This window comes from Chloracidobacterium sp. N (assembly GCF_018304765.1).
Classification (GTDB): domain Bacteria; phylum Acidobacteriota; class Blastocatellia; order Chloracidobacteriales; family Chloracidobacteriaceae; genus Chloracidobacterium; species Chloracidobacterium aggregatum.
In genome coordinates this window covers 1,120,230-1,144,988 of sequence record NZ_CP072642.1, presented here as the reverse complement: position 1 = coordinate 1,144,988, position 24,759 = coordinate 1,120,230, and the positions used below count along the sequence as shown (strand labels likewise).

Annotated in this window: 25 protein-coding genes; 18 read left to right on the top strand and 7 right to left on the bottom strand. The window is 59.1% G+C overall.

All coding sequences use genetic code 11. The annotated features are described in order from the left end of the window. Positions 1-100 precede the first annotated feature (100 nt). The 3 genes from J8C05_RS04785 (at position 101) to coaD (ending at position 2,607) form a co-directional block, all read left to right on the top strand. Entirely contained in the window at positions 101-592 is a 492-nt protein-coding gene (locus J8C05_RS04785; protein WP_211423033.1) for a flavin reductase family protein, read from the top strand. A 66-nt stretch (positions 593-658) separates the two neighbouring features. Continuing rightward, positions 659-1,948, top strand: a complete 1,290-nt coding sequence (locus J8C05_RS04780; RefSeq protein ID WP_211423032.1) for an HD domain-containing protein — start codon at positions 659-661, stop codon at positions 1,946-1,948. Positions 1,949-2,100: 152 nt separating this feature from the next. After that, complete coding sequence (gene coaD, locus J8C05_RS04775; RefSeq protein WP_058866278.1) at positions 2,101-2,607, top strand: pantetheine-phosphate adenylyltransferase; 507 nt, start codon at positions 2,101-2,103, stop codon at positions 2,605-2,607. A 111-nt stretch (positions 2,608-2,718) separates the two neighbouring features. Here coaD and J8C05_RS04770 read toward each other — a convergent pair whose 3' ends face one another. From J8C05_RS04770 to J8C05_RS04750, 5 genes are all read right to left on the bottom strand, one after another. Then, positions 2,719-2,925, bottom strand: a complete 207-nt coding sequence (locus J8C05_RS04770; RefSeq protein ID WP_211423031.1) for a TlpA family protein disulfide reductase — start codon at positions 2,923-2,925, stop codon at positions 2,719-2,721. A 190-nt stretch (positions 2,926-3,115) separates the two neighbouring features. Then, complete coding sequence (locus J8C05_RS04765) at positions 3,116-4,759, bottom strand: cellulose synthase family protein (protein ID WP_211423202.1); 1,644 nt, start codon at positions 4,757-4,759, stop codon at positions 3,116-3,118. Between the two features lie 35 nt (positions 4,760-4,794). Next, positions 4,795-6,201 (bottom strand): sigma-54-dependent transcriptional regulator, encoded by a 1,407-nt coding sequence (locus J8C05_RS04760; protein WP_211423030.1) that lies wholly within the window; start codon positions 6,199-6,201, stop codon positions 4,795-4,797. 32 nt (positions 6,202-6,233) lie between these two features. Continuing rightward, on the bottom strand, positions 6,234-7,541 hold the full coding sequence (gene aroA, locus J8C05_RS04755) for a 3-phosphoshikimate 1-carboxyvinyltransferase (protein ID WP_211423029.1): 1,308 nt from the start codon (positions 7,539-7,541) through the stop codon (positions 6,234-6,236). Positions 7,542-7,543: 2 nt separating this feature from the next. After that, positions 7,544-9,475 (bottom strand): PrkA family serine protein kinase, encoded by a 1,932-nt coding sequence (locus J8C05_RS04750; RefSeq protein WP_058866281.1) that lies wholly within the window; start codon positions 9,473-9,475, stop codon positions 7,544-7,546. A gap of 162 nt (positions 9,476-9,637) precedes the next feature. On the opposite strand from J8C05_RS04750, the gene J8C05_RS04745 reads away from it, so the two are divergent. The 15 genes from J8C05_RS04745 to J8C05_RS04675 all read left to right on the top strand — a co-directional run bounded on the left by J8C05_RS04745 (position 9,638) and on the right by J8C05_RS04675 (position 22,334). Continuing rightward, positions 9,638-10,102: a PIN domain-containing protein gene (locus J8C05_RS04745; RefSeq protein ID WP_211423028.1), complete on the top strand. Its 465-nt coding sequence runs from the start codon at positions 9,638-9,640 to the stop codon at positions 10,100-10,102. A 46-nt stretch (positions 10,103-10,148) separates the two neighbouring features. Beyond that, positions 10,149-11,312 carry a response regulator gene (locus J8C05_RS04740; protein WP_211423027.1) on the top strand — a complete coding sequence of 388 codons (1,164 nt, stop codon included), beginning with the start codon at positions 10,149-10,151 and terminating at the stop codon, positions 11,310-11,312. Positions 11,313-11,607: 295 nt separating this feature from the next. Further along, the gene (locus tag J8C05_RS04735; RefSeq protein ID WP_211423026.1) at positions 11,608-12,504 is read left to right on the top strand and encodes a coiled-coil domain-containing protein; all 897 of its coding nucleotides are present in this window, start codon (positions 11,608-11,610) and stop codon (positions 12,502-12,504) included. A gap of 98 nt (positions 12,505-12,602) precedes the next feature. After that, the gene (locus J8C05_RS04730; protein WP_211423025.1) at positions 12,603-13,298 is read left to right on the top strand and encodes a ferredoxin--NADP reductase; all 696 of its coding nucleotides are present in this window, start codon (positions 12,603-12,605) and stop codon (positions 13,296-13,298) included. Between the two features lie 5 nt (positions 13,299-13,303). Beyond that, positions 13,304-13,777 carry a 2Fe-2S iron-sulfur cluster-binding protein gene (locus J8C05_RS04725; protein ID WP_211423024.1) on the top strand — a complete coding sequence of 158 codons (474 nt, stop codon included), beginning with the start codon at positions 13,304-13,306 and terminating at the stop codon, positions 13,775-13,777. A gap of 161 nt (positions 13,778-13,938) precedes the next feature. Beyond that, on the top strand, positions 13,939-14,601 hold the full coding sequence (locus J8C05_RS04720) for a V4R domain-containing protein (protein WP_211423023.1): 663 nt from the start codon (positions 13,939-13,941) through the stop codon (positions 14,599-14,601). Between the two features lie 87 nt (positions 14,602-14,688). Further along, complete coding sequence (locus tag J8C05_RS04715; RefSeq protein WP_211423022.1) at positions 14,689-15,249, top strand: hypothetical protein; 561 nt, start codon at positions 14,689-14,691, stop codon at positions 15,247-15,249. A gap of 108 nt (positions 15,250-15,357) precedes the next feature. Beyond that, on the top strand, positions 15,358-15,957 hold the full coding sequence (locus tag J8C05_RS04710; protein ID WP_211423021.1) for a globin family protein: 600 nt from the start codon (positions 15,358-15,360) through the stop codon (positions 15,955-15,957). Further along, positions 15,954-16,592 carry a hypothetical protein gene (locus tag J8C05_RS04705; protein ID WP_211423020.1) on the top strand — a complete coding sequence of 213 codons (639 nt, stop codon included), beginning with the start codon at positions 15,954-15,956 and terminating at the stop codon, positions 16,590-16,592. Before J8C05_RS04710 ends, J8C05_RS04705 begins: the two co-directional genes overlap by 4 nt. 167 nt (positions 16,593-16,759) lie before the next feature. Further along, a complete protein-coding gene (locus tag J8C05_RS04700) occupies positions 16,760-18,496 on the top strand; it encodes a serine/threonine protein kinase (RefSeq protein WP_211423019.1) in 1,737 nt (578 codons plus the stop codon). A gap of 20 nt (positions 18,497-18,516) precedes the next feature. Continuing rightward, the gene (locus J8C05_RS04695) at positions 18,517-18,705 is read left to right on the top strand and encodes a hypothetical protein (protein WP_058866292.1); all 189 of its coding nucleotides are present in this window, start codon (positions 18,517-18,519) and stop codon (positions 18,703-18,705) included. Positions 18,706-18,752: 47 nt separating this feature from the next. Then, positions 18,753-19,736, top strand: coding sequence for a S1C family serine protease (locus J8C05_RS04690; RefSeq protein WP_211423018.1), 984 nt, complete (start codon positions 18,753-18,755; stop codon positions 19,734-19,736). 72 nt (positions 19,737-19,808) lie between these two features. Next, positions 19,809-20,258: a DUF4870 domain-containing protein gene (locus J8C05_RS04685; protein ID WP_211423017.1), complete on the top strand. Its 450-nt coding sequence runs from the start codon at positions 19,809-19,811 to the stop codon at positions 20,256-20,258. A 30-nt stretch (positions 20,259-20,288) separates the two neighbouring features. Then, a complete protein-coding gene (locus tag J8C05_RS04680; protein WP_211423016.1) occupies positions 20,289-21,653 on the top strand; it encodes a circularly permuted type 2 ATP-grasp protein in 1,365 nt (454 codons plus the stop codon). A gap of 132 nt (positions 21,654-21,785) precedes the next feature. Next, the gene (locus J8C05_RS04675; protein ID WP_211423015.1) at positions 21,786-22,334 is read left to right on the top strand and encodes a GNAT family N-acetyltransferase; all 549 of its coding nucleotides are present in this window, start codon (positions 21,786-21,788) and stop codon (positions 22,332-22,334) included. Here J8C05_RS04675 and J8C05_RS04670 read toward each other — a convergent pair. Together J8C05_RS04670 and J8C05_RS04665 are read right to left on the bottom strand one after the other, a co-directional pair. Next, a complete protein-coding gene (locus J8C05_RS04670) occupies positions 22,331-23,161 on the bottom strand; it encodes a 1,4-dihydroxy-6-naphthoate synthase (RefSeq protein WP_211423014.1) in 831 nt (276 codons plus the stop codon). The two genes, J8C05_RS04675 and J8C05_RS04670, sit on opposite strands and share 4 nt — an antisense overlap. Further along, positions 23,121-24,704 carry a hypothetical protein gene (locus J8C05_RS04665; protein WP_211423013.1) on the bottom strand — a complete coding sequence of 528 codons (1,584 nt, stop codon included), beginning with the start codon at positions 24,702-24,704 and terminating at the stop codon, positions 23,121-23,123. Before J8C05_RS04665 ends, J8C05_RS04670 begins: the two co-directional genes overlap by 41 nt. Between the last annotated feature and the right edge of the window lie 55 nt (positions 24,705-24,759).

Genomic DNA, 24,759 nt, shown 5'->3' with positions numbered 1-24,759 from the left:
AATCCCTGCCCCAACGTACAACGAAAATCTTGCCGACCACAGCCTGGTCGTTCAATTTCGGCGAAACTTTCCCAGAATCTTTCCAGCAGGAGACAATCCGATGACAGACACACAGCCGACCGAACAGGCATCCATTGGCGCGGCGCTCGGCCGGATTTCCAGTGGCATTTTCATTCTCACCACCGGCGCCGGTCCCAAGGCGACCGGGATGCTGGCTTCCTTCATCAAGCAGGTGAGCTTTCACCCGCCGATGGTCATGGCGGCGGTGCGGCAGGGACGGCCCATCCTGACGCGCCTGCGGGAAAGCGGCGCTTTTGCCGTCAACATCTGCCACAAGCAAAACGGCAAACTCGTGGCGCACTTTGCCAAGGGGTTCGCACTCGATGAGCCGGCGTTCGAGGGGATTCCCCATGAGCCGGCTGTGACAGGCGTGCCGGTGATCCCGGAAGCCCTGGCTTATCTGGATTGTGTCCTGCGGCAGGAAGTCACCGCTGGCGACCACATCCTGTTTCTGGGTGAAGTCGTAGCCGGAAGCGTCACGAGCGAGGGCGAGCCGATGATTCGCATTCGGAAAAATGGTTTTGACTACTGAAATGCTGAAGCCCTGAGCACGGACAACCGGAAGAGGCCGGCCAGTCCGAAGGACAAGGTGTTAGCTATGGCACTGCGCCGCTACAGCGACCCGGTACACCGCATCATCACGCTCGACCGAAGCCTGCCCTTTGATGCGCTGTTGATGGCGCTCATTGACACGCCGGAGTTTCAGCGGCTGCGCCGGATTCGCCAACTCGGACTGGCCTTTGTCGTTTTTCAGGGGGCCGAACACAGCCGGTTTGCCCACAGCCTTGGCGTGATGCACACGATGACGTTAGCGCTGGATACGCTACAGCGCAGCGGCGTCCGGCTCGATGCCCAGGTCTGCGGGCTGGCGCGTCTGGCGGCGCTTCTGCACGACATCGGCCACGGGCCGTTTTCGCACGTCATGGAGAAAGTTCTCCACCAGCGCCATGAAGACTGGACCAAACGCATCATCGGCGATCCGGCAACCGCCATTCACGGACGGCTTACCGATCACGACCCACAGTTGCCGGACACCCTGATTGCCCTGCTGGAGGGCCAGTTTCGCCCGCGCTTCGCAGCACAACTGGTTTCCTCACAACTTGACTGCGACCGCTTCGACTACCTGCTGCGGGACAGCCTCATGACGGGCGTCAGTTACGGCGGCTATGACCTGCCGTGGATTCTCCATGCCCTGACGGTGGATACCACCAACGACAGCCTCATCGTCCGTGCGCGGGGGGTGCTGGCCGTGGAGGAATACCTGTTTGCGCGCTACCACATGTTCCGCCGGGTGTATTTCCACCACGCCCTGCGGGCGGCCGAAAACATGCTGGTGGCCATGTTCCGGCGGGCTGTGACGCTGACCCACGAAGGCCGACTCGCCTTTCGGCTTTCCGGCACCGCCATGGACAAACTCATCACCGGCGCCCCGCTGACGACAACCGAATATCTCAGCCTCGACGACGCCGACGTGCTGTTTCACATCAAGCAGTGGCAACGCGACCCCGACCCTATTTTGTCTGACCTGGCCGGACGTTTTCTGGAGCGGCGGCTTTTCAAGTCGCTCGACGTTTCGGCCCTCTCATCAGAAGCCATCGCAGAGCTTCGGATGACTCTGGAAGCAGCTCTGGCCCGGCGCGGCTGGCCGCCGGAGTTCTACCTGCTCGAAGACGATGCCGGAGACGTACCGTACTTTGACCCCTACCTGCCCGATGCGCCCGAACGGTACATCATCGTCGAAGACCATCAGACGCACCCCCGCCCGCGTGAGATTTCCGAAGTCTCGGCGGCCGTGCAGGGCCTGCGTCCCTACCGCCTGCGTCGGCTGTGCTTCCCGGAAGACCTGCGCGAGATAGCCCATGCAGCCGTTGGCAATCCGGCCGGCTGAAGGGTCGCCTGGCCGGGATTCGACAAGCCCTGAAGGACACAGTACACTTGCAGTTTTCAGGTTTCAGGAAGCCCTTGCTGCACGGCATCGCTACGACCGATCAGCACCTGTCCCTGAGCTATTCCGCCCTTTTGGAAAGGTAACTGCGCGCTGTGTGCCGTGCTGTGTATCCGGGGTCCTTTGACCCTATCACCAACGGGCATCTCGACATCATCCGTCGGGGCTGCATGCTCTTTGATCACATCACCATTGGCGTTCTCAACAATGAACAGAAAAGCCCGCTGTTCACTGTAGCGGAGCGCATCGAGATGATTCAGGCTGTCGTCACGCCCCTGGCTGAAACCACCCGGACAACCATCGAGGTGGACAGTTTTGAAGGGCTTTTGGTGGACTTCGCCAAGCGCAAGCGGGCCAACTGTATTGTTCGCGGCTTGCGCGCGGTTTCCGACTACGAATACGAACTCCAGATGGCCCAGATGAACCGGCACATGCAACCCGACATCGAGACGGTCTTTCTGATGTCAGCCGACACGTACAGCTTCGTCAGTTCACGGTTGGTCAAGGAAATCTGTTTCCTTGGGCGCTCGGTCCAGCCGTTCGTGCCACCGATTGTCGAAGCCCGTCTCCAGTCCAAGTTCGGGCGTCAGCCGCAGTCCTAAGTCGTCCTGCCAGAGAGACTTGAAAGAGACGGATGCGGCTGCCAGACGGCGGACATCCCACATAACAGGGACGTTGCTGTGCACCCGGCAGCCGCTTATGCCAACAGAAACTTACTTGGCCAGCGCCGCCCGTATGGCTGGTTCGAGCTTTTCTCCACGGGGGTCAACAGCCGCGATCTTGCCATCGCGTCCAATAAGTAACGTGAAAGGAATCGCCGTGACGCCATACTGTTTGGCAATCTGCGTTTTCCAACCTTGCCCATCGTACTCATTGGGAGCTTGGTCTGTCGTCTGCCCTACAACCAGCCCACACCCCATAGCCACGTCCAGCAAACAACCTGAATGGCTGCCCAGCCAGGACGCGAAAAACCCATACCAAAGACTCTTGAAAATCTTGGGAAAAACAATGCTGGCATCGTCATTTTCCTTTCTCCAGGAAAGCCGTTCAGGCTCCGGCGATTGGCAATGTGCTCACAAAGTGTTGGCAGTGAAGCCAATTTGGCATCCATCAGTCTGTAGCTGGTGAAAGCTGATGACCACCCGGCAGGCTGGTGGACTTCCTCACACCCAGACCATTGAGCAGTGAGGCCACGCCAACATAGCCGTAGCCAAGGACAAAGATGGAAAGAAACGGCAGCACACCCCAGATTTCACTGTGAACGGCATAGGCAATCGTCAGCACAAAGTACAGGGTCATGCCAATCTCAAGCAGGGGGAGCCAGCCCATCGTCCTGCGGTATTTTTTCTGCTGCCAGCTTTTTTCCTGTGTTTTCTCATCAATAGCATATTTTGGTGTTCTGACAAAACCGCTCTGAATACCGAGCAATGCCTCCAAAACAGCCTTGGCGTTGCTGATTGAAATCCCAACTCCGATGGACATGGCCAGATATATGAGCAGCAGGTTCTTCCAGGTGCTCCCATGAAGCTCTTTGAGGGATATAAAGTAGTATGATGTCACTGAAAACGTTGAGAGCAGCAGAAAGGGGACATCCAGGAGCATGAGATGAAACAACCCCTGATTGTAGCGCACAATCAGGACTGGAAGGTGAAGCAGGTGAAAGACAATCATGAGCGGGTAGATGAGATTGCCTGACAGGTGAAAGAAGGTTTCAATTTTGGCATGAAGCGGCAGGTTCAATCCACCCAGGCGGGGCAGGATTTTCAGGGCCACCTGCGTATAGCCCTTTGCCCAACGACGCTGTTGAACCTTGAAAGCATTGATGTCAACCGGAAGTTCAGCCGGTACGTCTTCATCGAGAATATAAACAAATTTCCACCCCAGAAGCTGGGCGCGATAGCTGAGGTCAGTGTCTTCGGCCAGGGTATCAGCCTGCCAGCCGCCCGACCAGACAATGGCTTCCCGCCGCCACATGCCGGCCGTTCCGTTGAAATTGAAAAAGCCGCCACTGCGGTGGCGTGCCGTGTGCTCGATGACAAAGTGCCCATCCAGCATGACGCTTTGCACACGGGTCAACAGATTGTAGTCAGCATTGAGGTGACTCCACCGGAACTGGACAACCCCCACCCGTGGCTCCGTAAAATAGTGAATCATCTTACGGATGCAGTCGGGCTTGGGCTGAAAATCAGCATCAAAAATCAGAATGAACTGCCCCTTGGCCACCTTGAGACCTTCGCTGAGCGCCCCGGCCTTGAAACCGGCACGGTTCGTCCGGTGAAGATAGACCATATCCAATCCTTGGGCGGCATACCGCTCAACAGCCGCTTTGGCAATGGCCCGGGTTTCGTCCGTTGAATCATCAAGGACCTGAATTTCCAACTTGTCCTTTGGATAATCCAGTGCCGCACAGGCAGCCAGCAGGCGCTCGACCACATACATTTCATTGAACAGCGGAAGCTGAACGGTCACATGTGGCAGATTATCTTCGTCAAAACGGGCTTTCGGCTGCGGACGGAACTGGTGATAACGTAAAAACAGGTACGTGATTCTCAGGCGATAAGCACCGTAAACAGCAAGGATGAACAGCAGTCCAAAGTAGAGAATGAAAATTGTCCAGTCCAGTGCGTCCGAGGTGTACAGGTAGCTGATGTTGTTAGTACGTGAAAATCTCTCCAGTCCGGGCAGCATCCGGGCAGCGCTCTCCAGCAGGGAAACAAAACCGTTTGTATTCAAATCAGGCAGGATGGGATTCATAAGCAAGGCAGCAGCAGCTCCAATCGGCAGCCGGGTTACTTGATGTTGTAATTTTTTATCTTGCTGTTGAGGGTGGTTGGATTGAGACCCAGCAGCTTGGCCGCACGGCTCTGGTGGTTGCGGGTCAGCTCCAGAGCGCGACGAATCAGCTCAATCTCAAACTGTGCCACGACATCGTAAAAACGTATGCCATGGGAAATGTCGAGTGAGGATGACAGCAACCCACCAGGCAGGGACTGAAGCTCTCCCTGTACCGGAGGGTTGAGAATCTCATCCCGCAGACACTCCATGGTCAGGGAGTTCGTCCGTGAGATGACAACGGCCCGCTCGATGACATTTTCCAGTTCGCGCACGTTTCCCGGAAAGGGATAGGCTTCAAGCAGCGCCAGCACGTCGGGGTCAATGTCTTCTGACATCTGACGCTGGTTTTCTGCGTTGTACTTGCGGATGAAATGCCGCGCCAGCGGCAGAATATCCTCCGGGCGCTCACGCAGGGGCGGGAGCTTGATGTTGATGACATTCAGGCGGTAGAACAGGTCTTCCCGAAATTTGCCGTCCATCACGGCCTGTTTCAGGTCGAGATTGGTGGCGGCCACGATGCGGGTGTCCACCCGGTGGGGTGTGGTTTCCCCCAGTGGGATGAACTCCCGCTCCTGGATGACGCGCAGCAGTTTGCTCTGGGTTTCAAAGGAGATGTTGCCAATTTCATCCAGAAACAGTGTCCCGCCGTCGGCAATGTCAAAGAGACCTTTTTTGGCGGTAAAAGCGCCGGTAAAAGCGCCCCGTGAATGACCGAAAAGTTCGCTTTCCAGAAGTTCGGTGGGAATGTTGCCACAGTTGACGGGAACGAACTGCCCGGTCTTGGCCCGTGGGCTGGCAAAGTGGATGGCACGCGCAATGAGTTCCTTGCCGGTTCCTGATTCCCCCTGAATCAGAACCGTCGTCCGGGCGGGCGCAATCTGCTCAACGAGGGCCAGGATGTCCCGCATGGCGGCGCTGCGGGCAATGATGCCCAGCTTGTCGGCACTTTGCTGAAGGGTGCGTCTGAGCTGAGCGTGTTCTTCGTCCTTGCGCCGGCGCCGGATACCGGCCTCGACAACCCGCAAAATATCCTCGTTTTCAAAGGGTTTACGGATACAGTTGAAAGCGCCACGCTGCCAGGCACTGACGGCCGTTTCAAACGTGGCATAGGCGGTAATCATGATGACGACAGCTTCCGGGTCATGGGCCAGCAGGGACTCCAGGGTGGGAAGCCCCCCTATCCCCGGCATTGAAACGTCGAGGAGCACAACATCGAAAACGTGCTCCCGGTAAAGGTTCAGCCCTTCCTCACCGGTTCGGGCCAGCTTGACGCTGTACCCGGCGCTGGAGAGCAACGTCTCCAGCACGTCGCGCATGACTTCCTCATCATCAACAACCAGCAGCGAGCCTTTCCTTGGCATGTTTCAACCCCAACGCACAGCCACACCGGCCCCTAGCCCCGGAGCTGTTCCAAAACAGTGAAGAAGTTTGGGAATGATACGCCCACACAGCCAGCATCATCCAGGGTGGTTGGCCCGTCTGCCACCAGCGCGGCAACGGCAAAGGCCATGGCAATCCGGTGATCGCCGGCTGTTTCGATGCTGGCGCCCCGAAAGTGTTGGCCGCCGGGCACCGTCAGGCCGTCGGCACGCTCTTCAACCTCCACGCCCATGGCGCGCAGGTTGCGCACAATCAGCGCCAGGCGGTCACTTTCCTTGACCCGCAGCTCGCTGGCATCGGCAACGTCAACTCCGTGGAAACACGCCCCCAGAACGGCCAGCACCGGCACTTCATCAATGGCATTGGCCGTCAACGCCCCTTTCAGCCGCAGTGGCTGCGACGGACGCGGGGTTCCGGCGTTCACCTGCAAGTCACCGATGGGTTCGCCGCCAACCAGACGCTCATTGACGACCTCGATGGCGCATCCGGCTTCCCGAAGCACAGTCAGCAGCCCGGTCCGGGTCGGGTTGAGTCCGACATCTTCGAGGACCAGTTCAGCCGATTCAACCATCAAGCCGGCGGCCAACCAAAACGCTGCGGCAGAAAAGTCTCCCGGCGCGCGCAGCCGTCCGGGACTCTGTAACCGGCTATGCCCGCTCACGGTACGCGCTGCGCCCCGGCAGGTGACGGATACACCAAAAGCACGGAGCAGACGCTCGGTATGGTCACGGGTCGGAACCGGCTCCAGCACTGTCGTTTCACCTTCAGCAAACAAGCCGGCCAGCAGCAGGCAGGACTTGACCTGGGCGCTGGCAACCGGCGGCTCGTAGGTGATGCCACGCAAGGCCCCACCCCGGATCGTGAGCGGGGCGAGATTGTCGTCCGTGGCAGAGATAGTTGCCCCCATCTGCCGCAAGGGTTCAATGATGCGGCGCATGGGACGGCGGCGCAGCGAGGCATCCCCCGTAATGCTCGTCTCAAAGGGCTGGCCGGCAAGGATACCGGCCAGCAAGCGGATGGTTGTCCCGGAGTTGGCGGCATCCAGCATCTCCGCGCTCGGCTGCAAGCCGGTTCTTCCCACCCCGCGGATACGCACACCGCCGTCTGCTACTTGAAGGCTGGCGCCAAGTCGGCGGAGGCAGTCCAAGGTCGCGGCACAGTCCGCACTCTCCGAATAGCCCTCGATGAAGGTCTCGCCTTCAGCAATGGCAGCCAGTATCGCCATGCGGTGCGAGATGGATTTGTCACCGGGCAGGCTGACCTTTCCCCGCAGCCGCCGGACAGGTTCAAGACGCCGGGCGATGCCAGACTCTGCGGCCATGGTCACCGTGACAGCAGGCTCCCCACGTAGTTGAGCAGCTCGTTGGCGCTTTCGGGGGTGTACCCATGCTTTTTCACCAGCCGGTCAATGACTTCGTTGATCCGCCGCAACTGATCAGCATCCGGTGACTTGGTCGAGGTGGTGATTTTGACGATGTCCTTCAAATCAGCAAATATCTTTTTCTCGATAGCTTCTTTGAGCCGCTCGTGGGAATTGTACTCAAACCGCTTGCCTTTGCGCGCATACGTCGAAATGCGGATGAGGATTTCCTGCCGGAACATGTTTTTGGCATTTTCTGAAATCCCAATCTGCTCTTCAATGGAGCGCATCAGCCGTTCATCCGGCTCCATTTCCTCTTCTGTGATGGCGTCCTTGATTTTTTCCTTGTTGCAGTAAGCCTCGACATTATCCAGGTAGTTGTCGCAGATGTTTTTGGCCATTTCTTCAAACGAATAGACAAAGGCCCGCTGCACTTCGGTCTTGGCGATTTCGTCGTACTCCTTGCGCACCAGTGTGATGAGGTTGAGGTACTTCTCGCGCTCTTCAGCCGTAATTCCGGTGTGCTGCTCGAAACCATCCCGGATGGCCCGCAGCGCATCAATCGGCGTGATGTACTTCTTTGATTCCTGCACCAGGGCATTGGACAGGCGGTTGATGATGTAGCGCGGCGAGATGCCAAACATTCCCTCCCGGACGGTTTCGGCCTTGAGTTCCTTGACATCCTTGCTCTTGAAGCCATCCACATCCTCCCCGTCGTAGAGTTTCATTTTCTTGACGAGGTCCACATTGGCGCGCTTGGGTGGTTCGAGGCGGGTCAGCACGGCGAACATAGCGGCGACGCGCAGGGTGTAAGGGGCAATGTGCACGCCCTGCAGGCTGCTTTGCGAGAGCAGTTTTTTGTAGATTCGCTCTTCCTCTGAAACCTTGAGGTTGTAGGGCACCTTGATCATGATGATCCGGTCCTGCAAGGCTTCATTTTTCTTGTTGCCGACAAACGCCTGGTACTCATTTTCGTTGGTGTGCGAAATGATGACCTCGTCGGCGTAGATCATCGCGTACCGGCCGGTTTTGATGGCCTGCTCCTGCGACAGTGTCAGCAGTGAGTAGAGAAATTTCTCATCGCACTTGAGGATTTCGATGAACTCCATCATGCCGCGATTGGCAACATTGAGTTCGCCATCGAAGCGATAGGCGCGTGGATCGCTTTCCACTCCGACTTCGCCAATCGTTGAAAGGTCAATCGAGCCGGTCAGCTCGGAGACATCCTGGGATTTGGGATCGCTTGGTGCGAACGTGCCAATGCCCACCCGATCTTTTTCCGAAAAGACAATCCGTTCGACAATGACATCCTCGTGCCGTCCCTTGTAGGTGTGCTCCAGATCGTAGCGGGCTTGCGGGCTGAGTTCACCTTCAATGTAGATGCCGTAGTGCTTCTGGATTTCGGGGCGCAGTTCCTGGGGAATGAGATGCATGGGGTCGCCGTGCATCGGATCGCCCTTGATGGCATACACGGCGCCCGCCTCGGTGCGTGTCCATTTCTCCAGTCCCCGCTTGAGCAAAGTGACGATGGTGGACTTTCCTCCCCCGACCGGGCCCATCAGCAGGAGAATCCGCTTCCGCACCTCCAGGCGTTGGGCCGCCGACTTGAAGTACTCGACCAACTGTTCAATCGCCTCATCAATGCCGAAAAGCTCCTCGCTGAAAAAGTTGTAGCGCGTGATCTCATCTCGCGTGCCTGGATTGATGACCGTCGTGCCAGCAGCCAGAATCATGTCGCAGATGCGGGCATGTGCCAGTTGCGTGAGCTGAGGCCGCTTGACCGCCATTTCAAAGTACTCACGGAACGTCCCTTCCCAGTGCAGCGAAGCACGATCACGCCGGTGTGCTTCCAAAAGTTGGGCAATATCGGGCTTTGAGGTTTCGGTATCAGACATGGTAGCGACTCCCGTCACGGACGATGAGATGCAGACATCAGGCGCAAACAGACTGCGCGGGGTAGCTGCGTCGGGGACGCAGGCTGACGATGCGGGAAAAGTATGGGCGCATTCGGCGTCAGCGTCAATTGTCACATAGATGGAACGGCTTGAGGGCTTCCGGTGAAACTGACACTCTATCTTGAAACTTCGGTTGTTGGCGCGTACCTGGACAACGATGACCCCTTCCGCCGTGACCTCACCCTGCGGTGGTGGGAGTATGACATGGGGGAATACCAGGCGTTTGTCTCGCCGCTAGTTTACCACGAACTGGAGCAACTCGCCGAACCGTACCGCTCCGCCTACCTCAACCTCATCCGTCCGCTCCCACAACTGCCGCTCCGGGATGAAGCCACCATGCTGGCCGCTGGCTACGTTGGCGGCGGTATCTTTCACCGGCGGTTTCTGGCCGATGCCTTTCACGTCGCCCTGGCCTCAGTTCACAACATAGACTTTTTTGTGACGTGGAATTTCGGGCATATTGCCAGTATCCACCGACAGGCACGGGTGCGGCGCTTCAACCTCATCAGCGGCTTTCCCTGCCCCATCATCGTAACCCCTGAGTTTCTGGTGATGACCGGTATCTAGCGCCCACGCTGACGACATCCTTCGCCGGAGAGGCTCACGCACTGTCATGAAGCGAGTTCTATTGGTTGATGACGACCAGGCCGTACTCCAGATTGTATCCAAGTGGCTCAGCCGCTACCAGGACACCTTCACCATCATCACGGCCGAACACGGACGGGAGGCGCTTGACATCCTGATGCACCAACCCGTGGATGTCGTGGTGACGGACCTCCAGATGCCCGTGATGGATGGCTTCGAGCTGATTGCCCACCTGCTCAGCGAGCAGGTCCACATCCCCATCATCATCATGACCGCCATGGTGGTCAGCGCTGTCGAAAACCGCCTGCAGGGCGTCGGCGCCTTTCCGGTCATCCGCAAGCCGCTCAGCGTCACGGCGCTCCATAACCTGATCTGCAATGAACTCGACGCCCGTCAGCAGGGTGTCATCCAGGGGTTGACCCTGCCTTCATTTCTCCAGCTTCTGGAAACTGAGCGCAAAAGCTGCGCCCTGCGGGTTACGGCCAACGGGCGCGTGGGGTATCTCTACTTCTGCGACGGCGACCTCTTTCACGCCGAAACCGGCGAAAGCTCCGGTGAAACCGCAGCATACGACATCCTGTTGTGGGAAGCGGTCAAGCTTCAGATGGCGACACTGCCAGCGACGCCCCCTCCGAAAACACTCCATGACCGCCTCATGGGGCTGCTGATGGAAGCCTTCCGCCGCCGGGATGAAGCCGAGGAAGCCCGCTCCCGGGCCGGCGCAGCGCCCCACCGTCCACCCCAGCCAGACGTGGAAGCCGGACGCATGGCAGCGCCCCAGCCGCCGGGTGATCAGGAAGAAGACAAAGTGAATGGGCAGCCGTTCACTGCCGTGCCAGCCACGGAACGCCAGATGACCGAAGCGGCGCTCAAAGCCGCTGCCTTGATACTGACTCTGGCCGATCACATGTTGGCGTCCCCCGTCGAGGCGTCGAAGGTTTACGCCCTGGCGCCCGAACTGTCGCACCGTCTTGCATCCGCGGACTTCCCGCAGCAGGCAACCCACCTGCTGCACCTGTTCGACGGACAGCGCACGTTTGGGGAGATTGCAGCCCCCCTGCCTGACCAGGCCGCCGTTCTCAAGTTTCTTGCCAATGGGCTGAAGGCCCTTGACCTGCTGCATGAAGCACACGACACCACCCCCGCAGACCAGCTCGCACGGGCAGAGGCCGCACCCACAACCACGGAGTGAACACAAAAAGGCTCCCAGGCAAGGCTCTCATGACGGCACCCGACAGCCATCCCAGCGTACATGCGCCGGACAAGTGGCAGGAAAAATACCGTGACTTTTTCGCAAATCCAGCTATGCTAGGAGTCTCCGGTGTGATGCCGAATCACCAGCCTGCACCTCACCTGCCTGTGAAGTGGCCCCTCCGTCCGAGTGGCGCAGCAGGCCGTCAGACCCACGGGTGGCAGGGGTGTCTGGTCATCATAAGCCCCGGTGAGTCTGTTTCGCATACCATCCCCCAAAGCAGGTAACGCACGCCATGTCAGCCCCCATGTCTGTCAGCGATACGTCCCTGTCCCCGGTCTCATCCCCACCGGAAAGCGGGCCGAAAGATTCCCTTCAGGTTTTGCCAGCCCTGACCCGCCTGGTGTACCGCTGGTGTGTGGGTCTCATCAATCGCACCCTGGAGCGGTTCCCGGCACTTCAGCACGGAATTAGCCGCCTTGAGGCAGCCGAAATGACCATCCGCCGTCTCCGCCAGGAACGGGATGAAGCGCTGGGTTTTCTGCGTGAACGCAACCAGGAACTGGCGCATTACGACACCGCCGTACGCAACCTGTTCTCGGTAGTCAGCGAAGTCACCCGCGAGATGGAGGACATCCGGCAGGCGTTGTTGACATACAACAGGCACGTTGCCGAACATCTGTCCCACCGCGAAAGCAATGTCCTTCAGCTTCAGTACCGTTTGCAGGAAGCCGCAATGGATATGCAGGAAGCCCAGGCTGATCTGGACGATATTGAAGAGACCGTGCGTCACTATTTCCATCAGCGTGAAGGTGACATTCTCCAGCTTCAATACCGCTTGCAGGAAGCGGCTGTGGACATGGAGGAGGTCCAGGCCGATCTGAACGATCTCGAACTGGCGGTGCGCCGCCATCTTCAGCAGCTTGGACGGCGGATTGAGGTTGCCGACTTGGCGTTGTTTGGCATGCTTGAAGTGGCGAAAGAAACCGAAGGTGAACTTGACCTTCTATCCCAGCAGGTACATCGTCAACACAGGTTGTTTGCCCGGGTGTATGGTGAATCTCTCGCCGAAAATGCACGGCTCACGCAAGAAATAGATACCCTTGTTGCAGAAGCGGCCCAGACCAATGAAATGACGGCGAAGCACATCCGGGCGCTGGAACAGGAACTGGCCAGCCTGCGCTCCCGCTAGTTCAACACTGAAACTCAGAATACCAAGTTTTCACCGCATTCCCATCGGTACCATCGCCTCGCCACCCCGGCATAACCCAAGCTTGTGGCAGTTAACTCATGAAAACGCACCCTTACATCCTGCGCCGTATCATCCAGGAAACGCCGGACGTGCGTTCATTTATCTTTGATTTTGGCGATCAACCTTTTGGTTTCATACCGGGGCAGTTCATCATTGTTCATCTTGATGACAAACACCAGGCGCCGCTGACCATCAGTTCATCTCCTCACGATCAAAAGTACTTCCAGCTAACGGTCAAAAGGACCGGCAACTTTGGCACGCAGTTTTACGACCGGATGCAGGTTGGAGACACCGTTTCCATCGGGCGTCCGATGGGACAACTCAAGCTTCAGACAGACAGCCTCGATCCGGTCTGTTTCATTGGCTGTAACTACTGTATTCCGGCCGCACGCAGCTTTTTTTACTACATGCTTGTCCGTCAGCCGGAACGACGCATGACGCTCTTTCATGAAGTCACTGATCCCAGTCAGGTACTCTACGATGCTGAGTTTAAGCATTTTGAGCAGAACAGTCCCCTGACCCGTGTCATCCTGCTCGACCAGCCAACCCGCCCGGCAGGGTGGTTCGGAGGTCTGGGACGTGTCACGCCGGTCATGGTGGGAAGCCTTTACCTTGAAAATCCCAATACGAAATTTTACGTCGCCGGTGAATATCCTGAAGTAAAGTTCTATCAGCAAACTCTCCAGTCGGCTGAGATTCCCAAAACAAGTATTTTTGTCGAACGCTGGAGCTAAGCCCCATGAAAACTCTCACCCTGCAACCGATCAACAAAACGATTTCGGTCAAAACGGACACCAAGGTTCTCGACACCCTGCTGGCCTCACAGTGCGAAGTGGCCATGGCGTGCGGCGGCATGGGTCTGTGTGCAACCTGTCACGTGTTTGTCATCAAGGGTGAGGAAAGTCTCACGCCCCGCACCGAACGGGAGATTCGCACGCTGGGCACGATTACCGGCGCTACGGCCCGGTCACGGCTCTCCTGCCAGGCGCGCATCATTGGTGATGGCGTGGTCGTCGAACTCCCTGAAGGCATGTATCTCCAGGACATCGAAGACCTCCGCGTGCTCGTCGGCAAGCGGGCCGAGGTGCCAATTTTGCACCCCCGCGATGGTCGGGTGCTCATTGAACGCGGGAAAATCATCACGAAGTCCAGAATCCTGGAGCTGGAAGGCGAAGATTTTGACATGTCGAAGCTCGCGGCGTCAGCTTCCTGAACGTGGCGTCAGCCGCCTGAAAAAGCCGGGCACGATGTCAAGCAGCCCGATCTAAAACAAATTGACAACGGCTAAAAAAAGCAGTAACGTTCACAGCATCAGACATAACACCCCGCCAACGCATCCATTTTCACCCCAACCTTGCTGAGGAGTGTCCGCCCATGGCAATTAATGTGGCCGATGGTGGTATCAAGAACTACCACAACTACTTTGTCCCTGAAGACTTCCTTTCCCGTGACTCACGCACCCGCACCATCCGGCTTCGGGATGGGCAGCGTGGTGTCTATGCTTCTGAAGATTTCATCACCAGCCTCCACGCCGGACTCGATGAAGAAGTCGGTGACGCTTCCAGCCTTGTCATGTACAAAAACGGCTACGAATGGGGCGTCAGCGACATGAAGCGTTTTGCCGAAAAAATGCGTCATGAATTTGGCGGCGGAAAGCTCGATATATGGCAGATGAACCGCAAGTTCGTACTGGAGTCTTGGTGGTGGCCGCTGACGACTGAAGGCTGGGGAGCCTGGGCAATTGATTTCAGCTTTGAAAAGCAGGGCATGGTCTTTGTCACCATCAAGAATTCAGCCGTTGCCAAAGCTATGGAGCAGGTCGGAAAACCGGTCTGCTACATGTATGCCGGCATGTTTGCCGGTGTTTTCAGCGTGTTTGACCGCGAGGAACGGGGTGGTATCGAAGTGCAGTGCTACTCGATGGGAAATGACTGCTGCAAGTTCATTGTTGGCTCGCAGAAAAAGGTCAATGCGGCTGAATTCTGGCGCCGTGAAGGTGCGTCAGCCAAAGAAATCATGGAAAAGCTCGTTGACTGATTGCCTTGCGTGCAACACCGGCGGTGGTGTCCGTCATCCACCGCCGTTGACATTATCTGCCGACATCACGCACACATCGAAAACTCCATGACAACACTGAGCCTTTCACTCCCCCAAGATTTGCTCGACGAACAGGAAGCCCTGCTGGCACGCATCGCACGGTGCCGTGAGAAACTCAACCTGGCGATGCAGCGCGCCCGTGTGGCACTGAGTCTGGAAGACACGGCCGAGGTCTTCTTCACGGAAATGGTGCCCTGGACCCAGCGTGGCGCGGCTGCGGTGCGATCCGTCGTCGTTCGTCCGTCCACAACCCGTTTGACGGCTGCCGCCCGCACCACCGGTGCGCTGCCGCCGCTTCCGACAGCCGTCGCATCTGGGGTTGCGTCTGGCGCGGCCTCCGCGCCGGCGCCGGCTGTCACACCACCGGCCGCGGTAGCAGCCTCGGTCGCCGCCTCCCTGGTTGTGGGTACCGCCGATACCACGACTGCTGACGAAGAAACGGCACTGGCCTTCTTCCAGAGTATTCCCTGGAACCCAGGCGGCGGCAGTACCCGCTCCGGGCGCTCCCCCTGGTCAGGCGCCGGGACAAGTGACTTCCTGCGCGCAGCGACGGAAAGCGCCGTGCGCGCTTCAAAATCCAAAAACTGACCCCACGCCCTGCGCGCACCAGACCCCACAGATGTCTGCGGGCTGTCGTGCTTGTCAGCAGTGCTTGGGCTTCCCGCACCAAGGCTTTTTTGGAGGTCATCCACATCTATGACATCACCTGCCGTGGCACTTCCCCCACATCGTCATCCTGAGCTGGCGAACATGTTCCGGCAAGCCGAAGGCAAATACTTCACGGATGCCGAGTTTGCCAAGCTGGAAAGTCTTTACCCCAACCTCAAGGCGCACATCGAGGCAGCCAAAGACATACGCGCCAAGGAAACCGGCATCGTGGGGCGCAGCGTGAAAGAGATTTACACGATGTACCCCTACGAACAGCACCATGAGCATGCCACGGCAAAATGTGTCCGTGATGCGCGCTACGTGCTTTCGTACGCCACGCTCTCCATGCTTATTGATGACCCGCGCTGGTTTGAAGACAAGCTGCTTATCTGGATGAAGACCATTCTCCAGTCCTTTGAGTTCCCGGAAACCGGTCAAACAGAAGCCATGCGGGAAGCCTTTTCCAGGATTGATCCGACACTGGCGGCAAAACTCAAGTCTTTCAAGGGCAAGGTCAAGTCCATCTACCACATGTATTTCGTCATCAAGCGCGAGTGTCAGCAGGAATTGCAGCCCACGAGCTTCCGGTTGATGGCCCCTTATCTTGACCTTGCCATGAATGTTTTGTCGGAGGATTACGGAGCATGACGACGACGGATTTACTTGAAGGTCTGGAGACTTTTTTTGACGAAGGCCGGATTGGCTTTGACCTGCGCGAAGGCGTCCTGTGGAATCCCGCCAAGACGCGCCTGTGCCTGCTCTCCAATGATTTCCTGACCGGGGTCTATAATGCGGTCAAGGATGAAGCCGGCCCGGCCTGGCCCGTTATTTTCAAAACCTGTGGGCGCATCTGGGGCGAACGCATCATGCGCCGTCTGGAGCGGGAAGCCCAGGTGGTGGGCAACCTCCAGATTCGTGAACTGCCGGTGAGCATGTTCCTGCGGTTTTTCCGCGAATACTTCGTCTATCACGGCTGGGGCCTGATGACGATTGATGTCTCACGGGCGCGTGAAACAGGCATCGTGACGGCGGCACTCGAAGACTCCATCTTCGCCGAGGTCATCCGGGACGAAGATGAGTTTTCAGACCCCATGATCGCCGGGATTCTCGCCGGCATGCTGAGCTATATGAGCGGCCAGGACCTTGATGGTGTCCAGACAGAGTGTATTTCACGTGGCGCCGAAGCCAGCCGCTTTGTGGTGACCGGCGCGGCGCGCCTGCGTGGAATCAGTGAAAAAATCAAGTCCGGCATGACGCACGAGCAGGTTGTTGAAACCGTCTAGTGCTGGTTTTCCGGCCAGTTTTCTGGTATGCACACCCGGCTTCTGTACTCCCCCGGTACGTACTTGGTCTGCCCACCGGGCCGGTATGGTTTGGCCGTCACTTGCCGGTTGTTCATCCATAAGGCTTACTCCCAGCGTTCATCCTGCCCGCTGGTCATCCCCCCGCCATGACGTACGAAACGCTCAAGGTTATCGGTAGCGGCGCTCATGCCATTGTCCATCTGGCGCGCGACTCAACCACCGGTGAACTGTATGCCATCAAGGAGTTTCTGGGCGGCGGCAGAGCCGCCCAACTCTTTTTCCGTGAACTGGCTTCCCTGACGACCCTGCAACATCCGAATGTCGTCCGTTGCGTTGACCTCATTTACGGACAGGGCAACACGCGCAACAAGCTGGTGCTGGAATATGCCGCCGGTGGTAGCTTGCGCGACGTTCTCAACCAGCAGACCGTACTGCCGGTGGCGGAAGCCGTCCGGGTGATCCGGGATGTGGCCGCCGGGCTGGCTTATGCCCACAGCCGGCAGATTCTGCACCGCGATCTGAAACCTGAAAACATCCTGGTCTTTCCCGACCCGCCCACCGGCGCCAACCGCTACAAGATTGCGGACCTGGGCATCGCCAATCACCTGGCCAATGTTTTCGATCAGCAAAAGCCAAACGGGTCGCCGGCTTACATGGCGCCGGAGCAGTTTTATGACTTTTCAACCTATGCCAGCGACCTGTACTCCCTGGGCGTGATTTTTTACGAACTTCTGACCGGTGATCGTCCTTTCCATGGTCTGCCGGAGGAGCTTTTCACCAAACATGCCAAGCAACCACCTGATTTGAGCCGGATTCCAGAGCCGGTGCGCCCCATTGTGGCGGCGCTCCTGCACAAGACGTCCGGAGAACGGATGAAGTCGGCCCAGGCTCTCCTGGAAGCCCTCGACACACTCGACGATCCGGCGGCACCGATGGCCGCGTGTGCTCCTGATACAGCCAGCGATGCACCCGGCACGGCCACGGTGATCGCGCAAACCCAGCAACTCGACCCTTGGTTTACCCTCGAACTCGCTGGCAGCCAGCAGCTCTTTGTCATCAACCCACTCCAACGCCCGGCTGTCTATATCGTGGATGCCCGCACGACCGGCTTTCTGGAACTCGACCGGCGGCGCTTTGTGCCCTACTTTCTGCCGGAGCGCATTACGGCGACCACAGTGCCCCACGCTGAGGCGACAACAAGCTATTTCGCCACAAACCGCAGCCTGTACGCGCTTGCGGCCGGTGACATGTCGCCCCGGCGACTGTTTTCACTCCCCTTTCCTGTAACCAGTCTGGCGGTGACCCCGGCCGAAAACCTGTTTCTTCTGGCCAACGACACGCGCCTGTCCGGCTACTCGCCGGAGGGACGGCAATGCTGGGAACTGGAAGTGTGTAACTACTTGCAGGCACCACAGCTTCTGGTGCTGGGTGACGATGACATCCTGGTGACATCCGGCCCCATTCGCCCCAAAGTGATGTGTCTGGATGCCTCCGGCCGCATCAAGTACCAGATTCCGCTGGGTTCACCGGCGCTGGCGCTGATGCCCTCGTCGGTGGGGGGTGATTTCCACCTGGTGCTTTTTGGTGATGGCGACCAGCAGCCGATGCGCCTGGCCACCTTTGCCGGCGACCGCGAACTGGCGGAAATGGATTTGGGTGAGGCCGTCTATGCCACGAAAAACCACACCCACTTCGTCACGTTTTTTCACGCTTCCGGGCGGATTTCGCTGATTTCAGACGGATTGCCGATTGCCGAATACCAGCCACGCGGTATGATACTCGACGACGCTTGGGTGCCAGCCGCCCACGCCTACGTCAACATCGAACGGCAGACGCCGCGCACACTGATCAACGTGTTTCGCCTGACCACGACACCCCACTGAAGCCGGAAGACCAACTGCTGATGTATCGCAAGCCACGTTTTTTGGAGAAACTTCACGCCATTCGGGAACAACTTGCCGAAGTCTGTGGCTATGACGCCGAACAGCTTGCGGCCCGGCTGCGGCGTGAAGACACACCGTCCAGGCCTTCCTCCGATGAGCCGACCTCCGATTCTCTCCCCCTCTGGGTGCAATCGCCGTCGAGCCAATGACCTTGTTCCGTCTTCAGTTTGCTGTCTGTCTTCTGATATGGCTGGGTTTGCCTGCATCGTTTCCCCTTGCGCAACAACAACCCGGCGCGCGCGCCAAATCACAGACAACGCTCCCGACGCCGCAGCTTCCCAACATTGCTGATGTTGTGGCCCGCACGAACGGCGGCGTAGTCAACATCCAGTCGGTTTCCGAAGACGGCGGCACTTCGATTGGCAGTGGCTTCTGCCTCGACGCCAAAGGCGAAATCGTCACCAACTTTCACGTCATCCGGGATGCTCTCAAAATTGGCGGCCCCATTCTGGCCGTCACCCAGGATGGTCGTATCCTGACGGCCAGTGTCCGGGGCTACGATGAAGCTACCGATCTGGCTCTGCTGGAAGTTGACCTCGGCCGGCAACCCCTTCCAACGCTGCCGCTCGGTGACAGCGACGCCGTGCGCGTCGGCGACTGGGTCATTGCCATTGGCAGCCCCTTTGAACTCGACCACACGGTGACGGTCGGCATCATCAGCGGCAAGGGGCGGAGTGGACTCGACGGCGCCTATGATGATTTCCTGCAAACCGATGCGGCGATCAACTTTGGCAACTCAGGCGGCCCGCTGGTGGCGCTCACAGGCGAGGTCATCGGCATCAACACGCTCGTGCTCGCCCGTGGCCAGGGCTTGGGCTTTGCGATTCCGGTCAACATTCTGAAAGAACTGCTCCCCGATCTGCGTTCGATTGGCCGGGTGCGCCGAAGCTCGATTGGCGTCGAAGCCGTGGATATATCGGCGCTGGACCGGCGTGGAACCGGTCTTGCCGGCGCTGTCCGTGGGGTACGGGTGGCAAAGGTCGAGCGGGGGCTGCCCGGCGATCAGGCTGGTCTGCGACGTGGCGACATCGTTGTTGCCGTCGAGGGAACGCCAGTGATGTCGAGTGGTCACTTCAACCGGCTCATTGCCCGCAGCCGTCCGGGAACGGCCATCCAGATTCGCATCCGCCGCGAAGAAAAAGAATATACGGTTGCCGCCACCCCCATCGAAAAGAAATAATCCCTGCGTTTCAGCCCGCCACATCCACTCGCAGCCGAGTGGTAATCTCCACAAGGAGACCCTTGCTACCCTATGACCCCGCAGAATCCCTACGGGCAGATGCCTTATCCGCCCTCCCAGCCATACCAGCCGTCCCCCATGATGCCTGGCGGCGGACAACCTCCCGGCCCCCTGGGGCTGCAACCCAATGTCGCCGGACTGCTGGCTTATGCTCCCTGCTGTATTGGGCTGATTATGTCCATCATTTTTATTGTCGTGGAAAAATCCAACCGCTTTGTCAAGTTTCATGCCTGGCAGGGACTGTTTTTTCACCTCATCGTAGTCGTCATTGAAATTCTGAACTCAATTCTGGGCAGGGTGCTCGGTCAAATCAGCGGTGTTCTGTCGCTGCTTTCGACGCTTTTTGGCCTGGTTATTTTTCTGGCCTCCCTTGGCGCTTCCATTTTCCTGATGGTCAAGGCGTACGGTAATGAAATGACCAAGCTGCCGCTCCTGGGCGATTTGGCTGAAAAGCAATCGTAAGCCGGCTGAAATCGGCTGTGTCTATCCGCCATGCAACCTGCTATTGATGACTTTCACCGGCTCATTATGGAAGATGTTGTGGCGGCCCGGGCGGCTGTCGAACAACTTGATGCTGCCTTCATCGCCCGTGGCATCCTGTTTGCCGGCAAAGCGATGCCAGCCCATCTGCGTCCACACTTCTTTTCCCGCGAGCAGCGCCGCCAGCTTGAAACGGCTGCCGCCAGTGTGCTTCACGCCGCCCTTGCGGCTGAAAAAGGGCTGTTCGGGGGCAACCGGGAAGCCCTTTTTGAGGCGCTCCGCATTCAGGATGCCGAGCGCCAGTTGCTGCGAACCGATCCAGGCTATGACAACCCGGTGGTCTGGACCCGTCTGGACGCTTTTCCAACGCCAGACGGCATATTTTTCCTGGAATTCAACCACGATGCACCGGCCGGTGTCGGCTATTCGGCCGCGATGACGGAAATTTATCTGGATTTGCCCATCGTCCGGCGTTTTGCCGAACAGTATGTCCTCGAATCCGACGAACCACGTCCGGCGCTGCTGGCGGCGCTGCTCACGACCTACCGCGACTTTGGCGGGCAGGAACATCCCAACATCGGGATCGTGGACTGGACGGACGTTCGCACGTCCGCCGACCAGATCATCCTGCGGGACTACTTCATCCGCGAAGGCTACCACGCGGTCATTGCCGATCCGCGCGAAGTCGAACTGCGGGACGGCCGGCTCTACGCCGGGGATACCCGCCTGGATATTGTTTACCGGCGCGTCGTGACGAGTGAACTGCTGACCAGACTCGATGAAACCCGTGACTTCACAACGGCCTACGAAATCCGGGCGGCCTGCTTCATCAACTCGTTCCGCTGTCGCGTCAGCGAAAACAAAGCTTTCTTCGCTTTTCTCACCGACCCATCCCAGCTTTCCTTTCTCTCTGACGAGGCCCGCGCCACGCTGCTGAAGCATCTTCCCTGGACGCGCATCGTGGCGGAGCAGCACACCACCCTGCCCAATGGCCAGCGCGTGGACCTGTGCGAGCATGTCGCCTGTCACCGCGCAGCATTCGTACTCAAACCGGCCGATGCCTATGGCGGAACCAATGTCTATGTCGGCAGCGAAACCGATGACGCCACATGGGAGCAGGCGCTGCGCCGGGCCGTCCGGGATGATGCCCTCTGGGTGGTGCAGCAACGGGTGGCAACACCCGTCGAGACCTTCCCGATTCATCACGCGGACGGGACATTCACGTTTGAGCCGATGAAATACAACGCCAACCCGTTCTACCTTGGCGGGCAGATTGCCGGAGCGGTCGTGCGGACATCCCAGAGCGCCGTCATCAATGTCAGCGCTGGCGGCGGGAGTATTCCAACCTTTACCGTTGCGCCACGCCAGTCAGCATAGCCTGCCCCACACCACGCGGGTGCTGGTCAACCTCTCCCGGCAATGCCCTATTCCCGGCGGTACTCCGGTCATCCGGTGCCGCTGGCCCACGCTGGGACACGATCCACTCTGGTTGCCAGGAGAACACACGCCGTGATCAATGACGAGCTTCGCATTGCGGAAGTGACCGACCCCGACACCATCCGGCGCATTCAGCGCCTGCGTGCGGAGTGCTGGATGACAACCGGGCTTCCGGCAACCGTTTTTCCTGACGGCCAGTGGTGTGATCCCGGCGAGGAACAGCCACCGTTCCGGCACTGGGCGGCTTTTGCCGGCGCGCGACTGGTTGCCGCTGGACGGCTTTCCATCCACGAACGCCTTGCAGAAGCTCCCGGCGGACACCTGTTTGCCCAGCTTCCCGTCGAGCTCACGCCACCCATTGCTTCCCTCAACCGGCTGGTGGTGCACCCTGACGTCCGCCGTCAGGGACTGAGCCGGCGCTTCGACGACATCCGGCTGGCAGCCGCCCGCGCGGCCGGGGCCAGAACCGTGCTTGCCTACTGGTCACGGGTTACGGGACTGGCGCGCTACCGTGGCCTCGAAGCCTTGGGGTTCAGGCGCGTCAGCGGCTTCGATTTCTTCAACGAGCCACCCACCGGACTCGTCACCGCCATGGTGCTTTCATGGCTGCCACCCGGCTAAACCGCCTGGCTGGCACCCGGCGGTGATGCCAGTCGCCGGGCATACTGGTGCAGGGTTTCGATGGCCTGCCGGCCCTCGGCGCCCAATTCCCGCGTGAAATCGTTGACGTAGAGGGCAATGTGCTGCGCCTGAACTTCCGCCGACATTTCCTGCGCGTGAGCAGCAATGTAGGGCCAGATGACCTCTGGATGGGCATCGGCATAGACCAGACTTTCCCGAATGGCCCGGGTCACAAGCGCCTGCGTGGTGTCATCCAGAGTCTGCCGGGCGGCAATGCACCCCAGCGGCAGGGGCAGCCCGGTCTGACGTTCCCACCATTCGCCCAAATCCACCAGGCAGACCAACCCAAAGTCTGGATAGACAAAGCGGCTTTCGTGAATGATGACGCCGGCATCGTAAAGCCCCCCGGCCACCGCCGGCATGATGCGCTCAAACGGCAGTTCAGCAGCAATCGGCGCGTCGCCGGTGAAAAGACGCAGCAGCAGGTGGGCCGTCGTCAACCTTCCCGGAGTCACCACCTGCTTGTTGCGTAGTGTCCCCAGTTCCATTGGCTCACGGGCAACGACCAGTGGGCCGCAGTTGCGTCCGAGCGCCGCGCCGACTTCCAGCAGGGCGTACGGCGCCGAGACCTCCGGCGTCAGCCACGCCGCAAACGAAAGCTTCGTGACATCCAGCCGGCCTTCCAGCGCCCACTCGTTGAGGGTCTGAACGTCGGCCAGCCGGATGTCGAACGCCAACCCCGGAACGCGGACAATCCCCAAGGCCAGCGCGCCAAAAATGTACGTATCATTCGGACAGGGCGAATAGCCCAGCGTCAACGTCGGCATGGTGGTTCACCTGGCTTTCAGGAGACTCAAAGCGTTGAAAAATCTGGAGTTGCCCGCCATCGGGGGCCGGCAGGGCGGCGACGCGGCGGTAGTGCCGGTCCAGCCAACCGTCTTCACGCAGCGCCGGCAGGATGTCCCACGTGGGACTGGCAACATACCACTCCGGGAGCAGGGTCCGCAGGGGCCAGGTCAGGTCCCGGCGGGCAAAGTGCGGCAGAACTTCCGGCGTCGTCAGACCGCACAAATCCACGATGCGCTGCTCGCTGTAAAACCCCAGGTAGCCGACTTCATGAAAGGCAACCCGGTCCGCGGGTCGGGCATGGACACGCAACCAGGCCGCCAGCGTCCGGTAGGAAGCCGCCCGCCAGTCGCCATCGTACATGACCACGGCTCTGGCGGCCGGCCACAGTATCCAGGCCAACCCACAGATGGCGACAGCCAGCCCCATCCGGTGTCCATACCGCGTGAAACGCCTTTCAAGCATTTCCCAACACGTGACCAACCCCAGCGCAAACAGTACCTGAAGCGAAAGAAAGACCGGCACCTGATACCACCAGTAACCGGCCACCCCCAGCACGACATATCCCCCCACATACCCCACGAGCCACAGGGGAAACAGTCCCCAGCGGGGCCGCCACCGGAGGGCCGTCACCAACCCCACGACGACCAGCACCCACCACAAACCCAGCAGGGGATGCCCCACGCTTGCCCCGCCCCAGGTGCGCCACCAGTTGGTCAGCAGCTCATGCGTGAAGCTCGGCCATCCCAACGCCACCTGAGTTCGCTTGGCGGCCAGCGTCGCCGGCAGTACCTGCCCAAAGGTGCGGTAGGCATAGATCGCCCATACCGTCAACACCAGCATAAAACCGGCCAGCAGCCGCCCGACGTGCGCGAGGAAATACTTGCCCCAGTCCCGCCAGTCTTCCGGTTCTGACTCACCTTCGGAACCGACGAACCGGCGATACCCCAGGGACAGCCCCATGACCCCCAGAACCAGCACGCCTTCGCCACGGGTCAGAAACAGCAACCCGGCCACGATTCCGGCCGGAAAGGCTTTCCCGGCCAGGTGCAGTGACAGGGCAAGGATCAACAAAGCGTGAAACAGAAAGACCTCCGAGCCGAGAACCCCCAGCGGCCCGGCCCAGCCACCAAGCAGCACGGACACCGCCACAAGGCAGGCTGACCGGTCATCCAGATGCCAGACCCGGCGAAACACCCAGAACATCCACCCGGCCGCCAGCCACGCCAGCACCGTTGCCCACACAGCCACCACATCCACCGGAATCTGGCGCAGCAGCGCCGCCAGCGCCGCGACGAGCAGAGTGAGCAGCGGGGTCGTCGTGCCAAAGGTGGGCGGCGGGTGGTTGAACACAAAACCACGTCCGGCAGCCAGATTTTTGGCGTAGGTCAGGGTGATGTAGGCGTCGTCGTTGAGGTTGAACCCCTGCCCCCAGCCACACCAGACCGGAAACAGGCTGGCGGCAGCCAGCGGCCCCCAAACGGCAAAGGGCAGACGCAAACCACTGGTGACAGACAGGGACATGGGCTGGGTTCCGTGCTGCCTTTCCACGCAACGGCAGACTGGAAATGCAGCCTGT

Coding starts and splice junctions, on each gene's coding strand:
- J8C05_RS04785 (WP_211423033.1), top strand. CDS start 101: ATGACAGACACACAGCCGACCGAACAGGCATCCATTGGCGCGGCGCTC.
- J8C05_RS04780 (WP_211423032.1), top strand. CDS start 659: ATGGCACTGCGCCGCTACAGCGACCCGGTACACCGCATCATCACGCTC.
- J8C05_RS04770 (WP_211423031.1), bottom strand. CDS start 2,925: ATGGGGTGTGGGCTGGTTGTAGGGCAGACGACAGACCAAGCTCCCAAT.
- J8C05_RS04765 (WP_211423202.1), bottom strand. CDS start 4,759: ATGAATCCCATCCTGCCTGATTTGAATACAAACGGTTTTGTTTCCCTG.
- J8C05_RS04760 (WP_211423030.1), bottom strand. CDS start 6,201: ATGCCAAGGAAAGGCTCGCTGCTGGTTGTTGATGATGAGGAAGTCATG.
- aroA (WP_211423029.1), bottom strand. CDS start 7,541: ATGGCCGCAGAGTCTGGCATCGCCCGGCGTCTTGAACCTGTCCGGCGG.
- J8C05_RS04750 (WP_058866281.1), bottom strand. CDS start 9,475: ATGTCTGATACCGAAACCTCAAAGCCCGATATTGCCCAACTTTTGGAA.
- J8C05_RS04740 (WP_211423027.1), top strand. CDS start 10,149: ATGAAGCGAGTTCTATTGGTTGATGACGACCAGGCCGTACTCCAGATT.
- J8C05_RS04735 (WP_211423026.1), top strand. CDS start 11,608: ATGTCAGCCCCCATGTCTGTCAGCGATACGTCCCTGTCCCCGGTCTCA.
- J8C05_RS04730 (WP_211423025.1), top strand. CDS start 12,603: ATGAAAACGCACCCTTACATCCTGCGCCGTATCATCCAGGAAACGCCG.
- J8C05_RS04725 (WP_211423024.1), top strand. CDS start 13,304: ATGAAAACTCTCACCCTGCAACCGATCAACAAAACGATTTCGGTCAAA.
- J8C05_RS04720 (WP_211423023.1), top strand. CDS start 13,939: ATGGCAATTAATGTGGCCGATGGTGGTATCAAGAACTACCACAACTAC.
- J8C05_RS04715 (WP_211423022.1), top strand. CDS start 14,689: ATGACAACACTGAGCCTTTCACTCCCCCAAGATTTGCTCGACGAACAG.
- J8C05_RS04710 (WP_211423021.1), top strand. CDS start 15,358: ATGACATCACCTGCCGTGGCACTTCCCCCACATCGTCATCCTGAGCTG.
- J8C05_RS04705 (WP_211423020.1), top strand. CDS start 15,954: ATGACGACGACGGATTTACTTGAAGGTCTGGAGACTTTTTTTGACGAA.
- J8C05_RS04700 (WP_211423019.1), top strand. CDS start 16,760: ATGACGTACGAAACGCTCAAGGTTATCGGTAGCGGCGCTCATGCCATT.
- J8C05_RS04695 (WP_058866292.1), top strand. CDS start 18,517: ATGTATCGCAAGCCACGTTTTTTGGAGAAACTTCACGCCATTCGGGAA.
- J8C05_RS04685 (WP_211423017.1), top strand. CDS start 19,809: ATGACCCCGCAGAATCCCTACGGGCAGATGCCTTATCCGCCCTCCCAG.
- J8C05_RS04680 (WP_211423016.1), top strand. CDS start 20,289: ATGCAACCTGCTATTGATGACTTTCACCGGCTCATTATGGAAGATGTT.
- J8C05_RS04670 (WP_211423014.1), bottom strand. CDS start 23,161: ATGCCGACGTTGACGCTGGGCTATTCGCCCTGTCCGAATGATACGTAC.
- J8C05_RS04665 (WP_211423013.1), bottom strand. CDS start 24,704: ATGTCCCTGTCTGTCACCAGTGGTTTGCGTCTGCCCTTTGCCGTTTGG.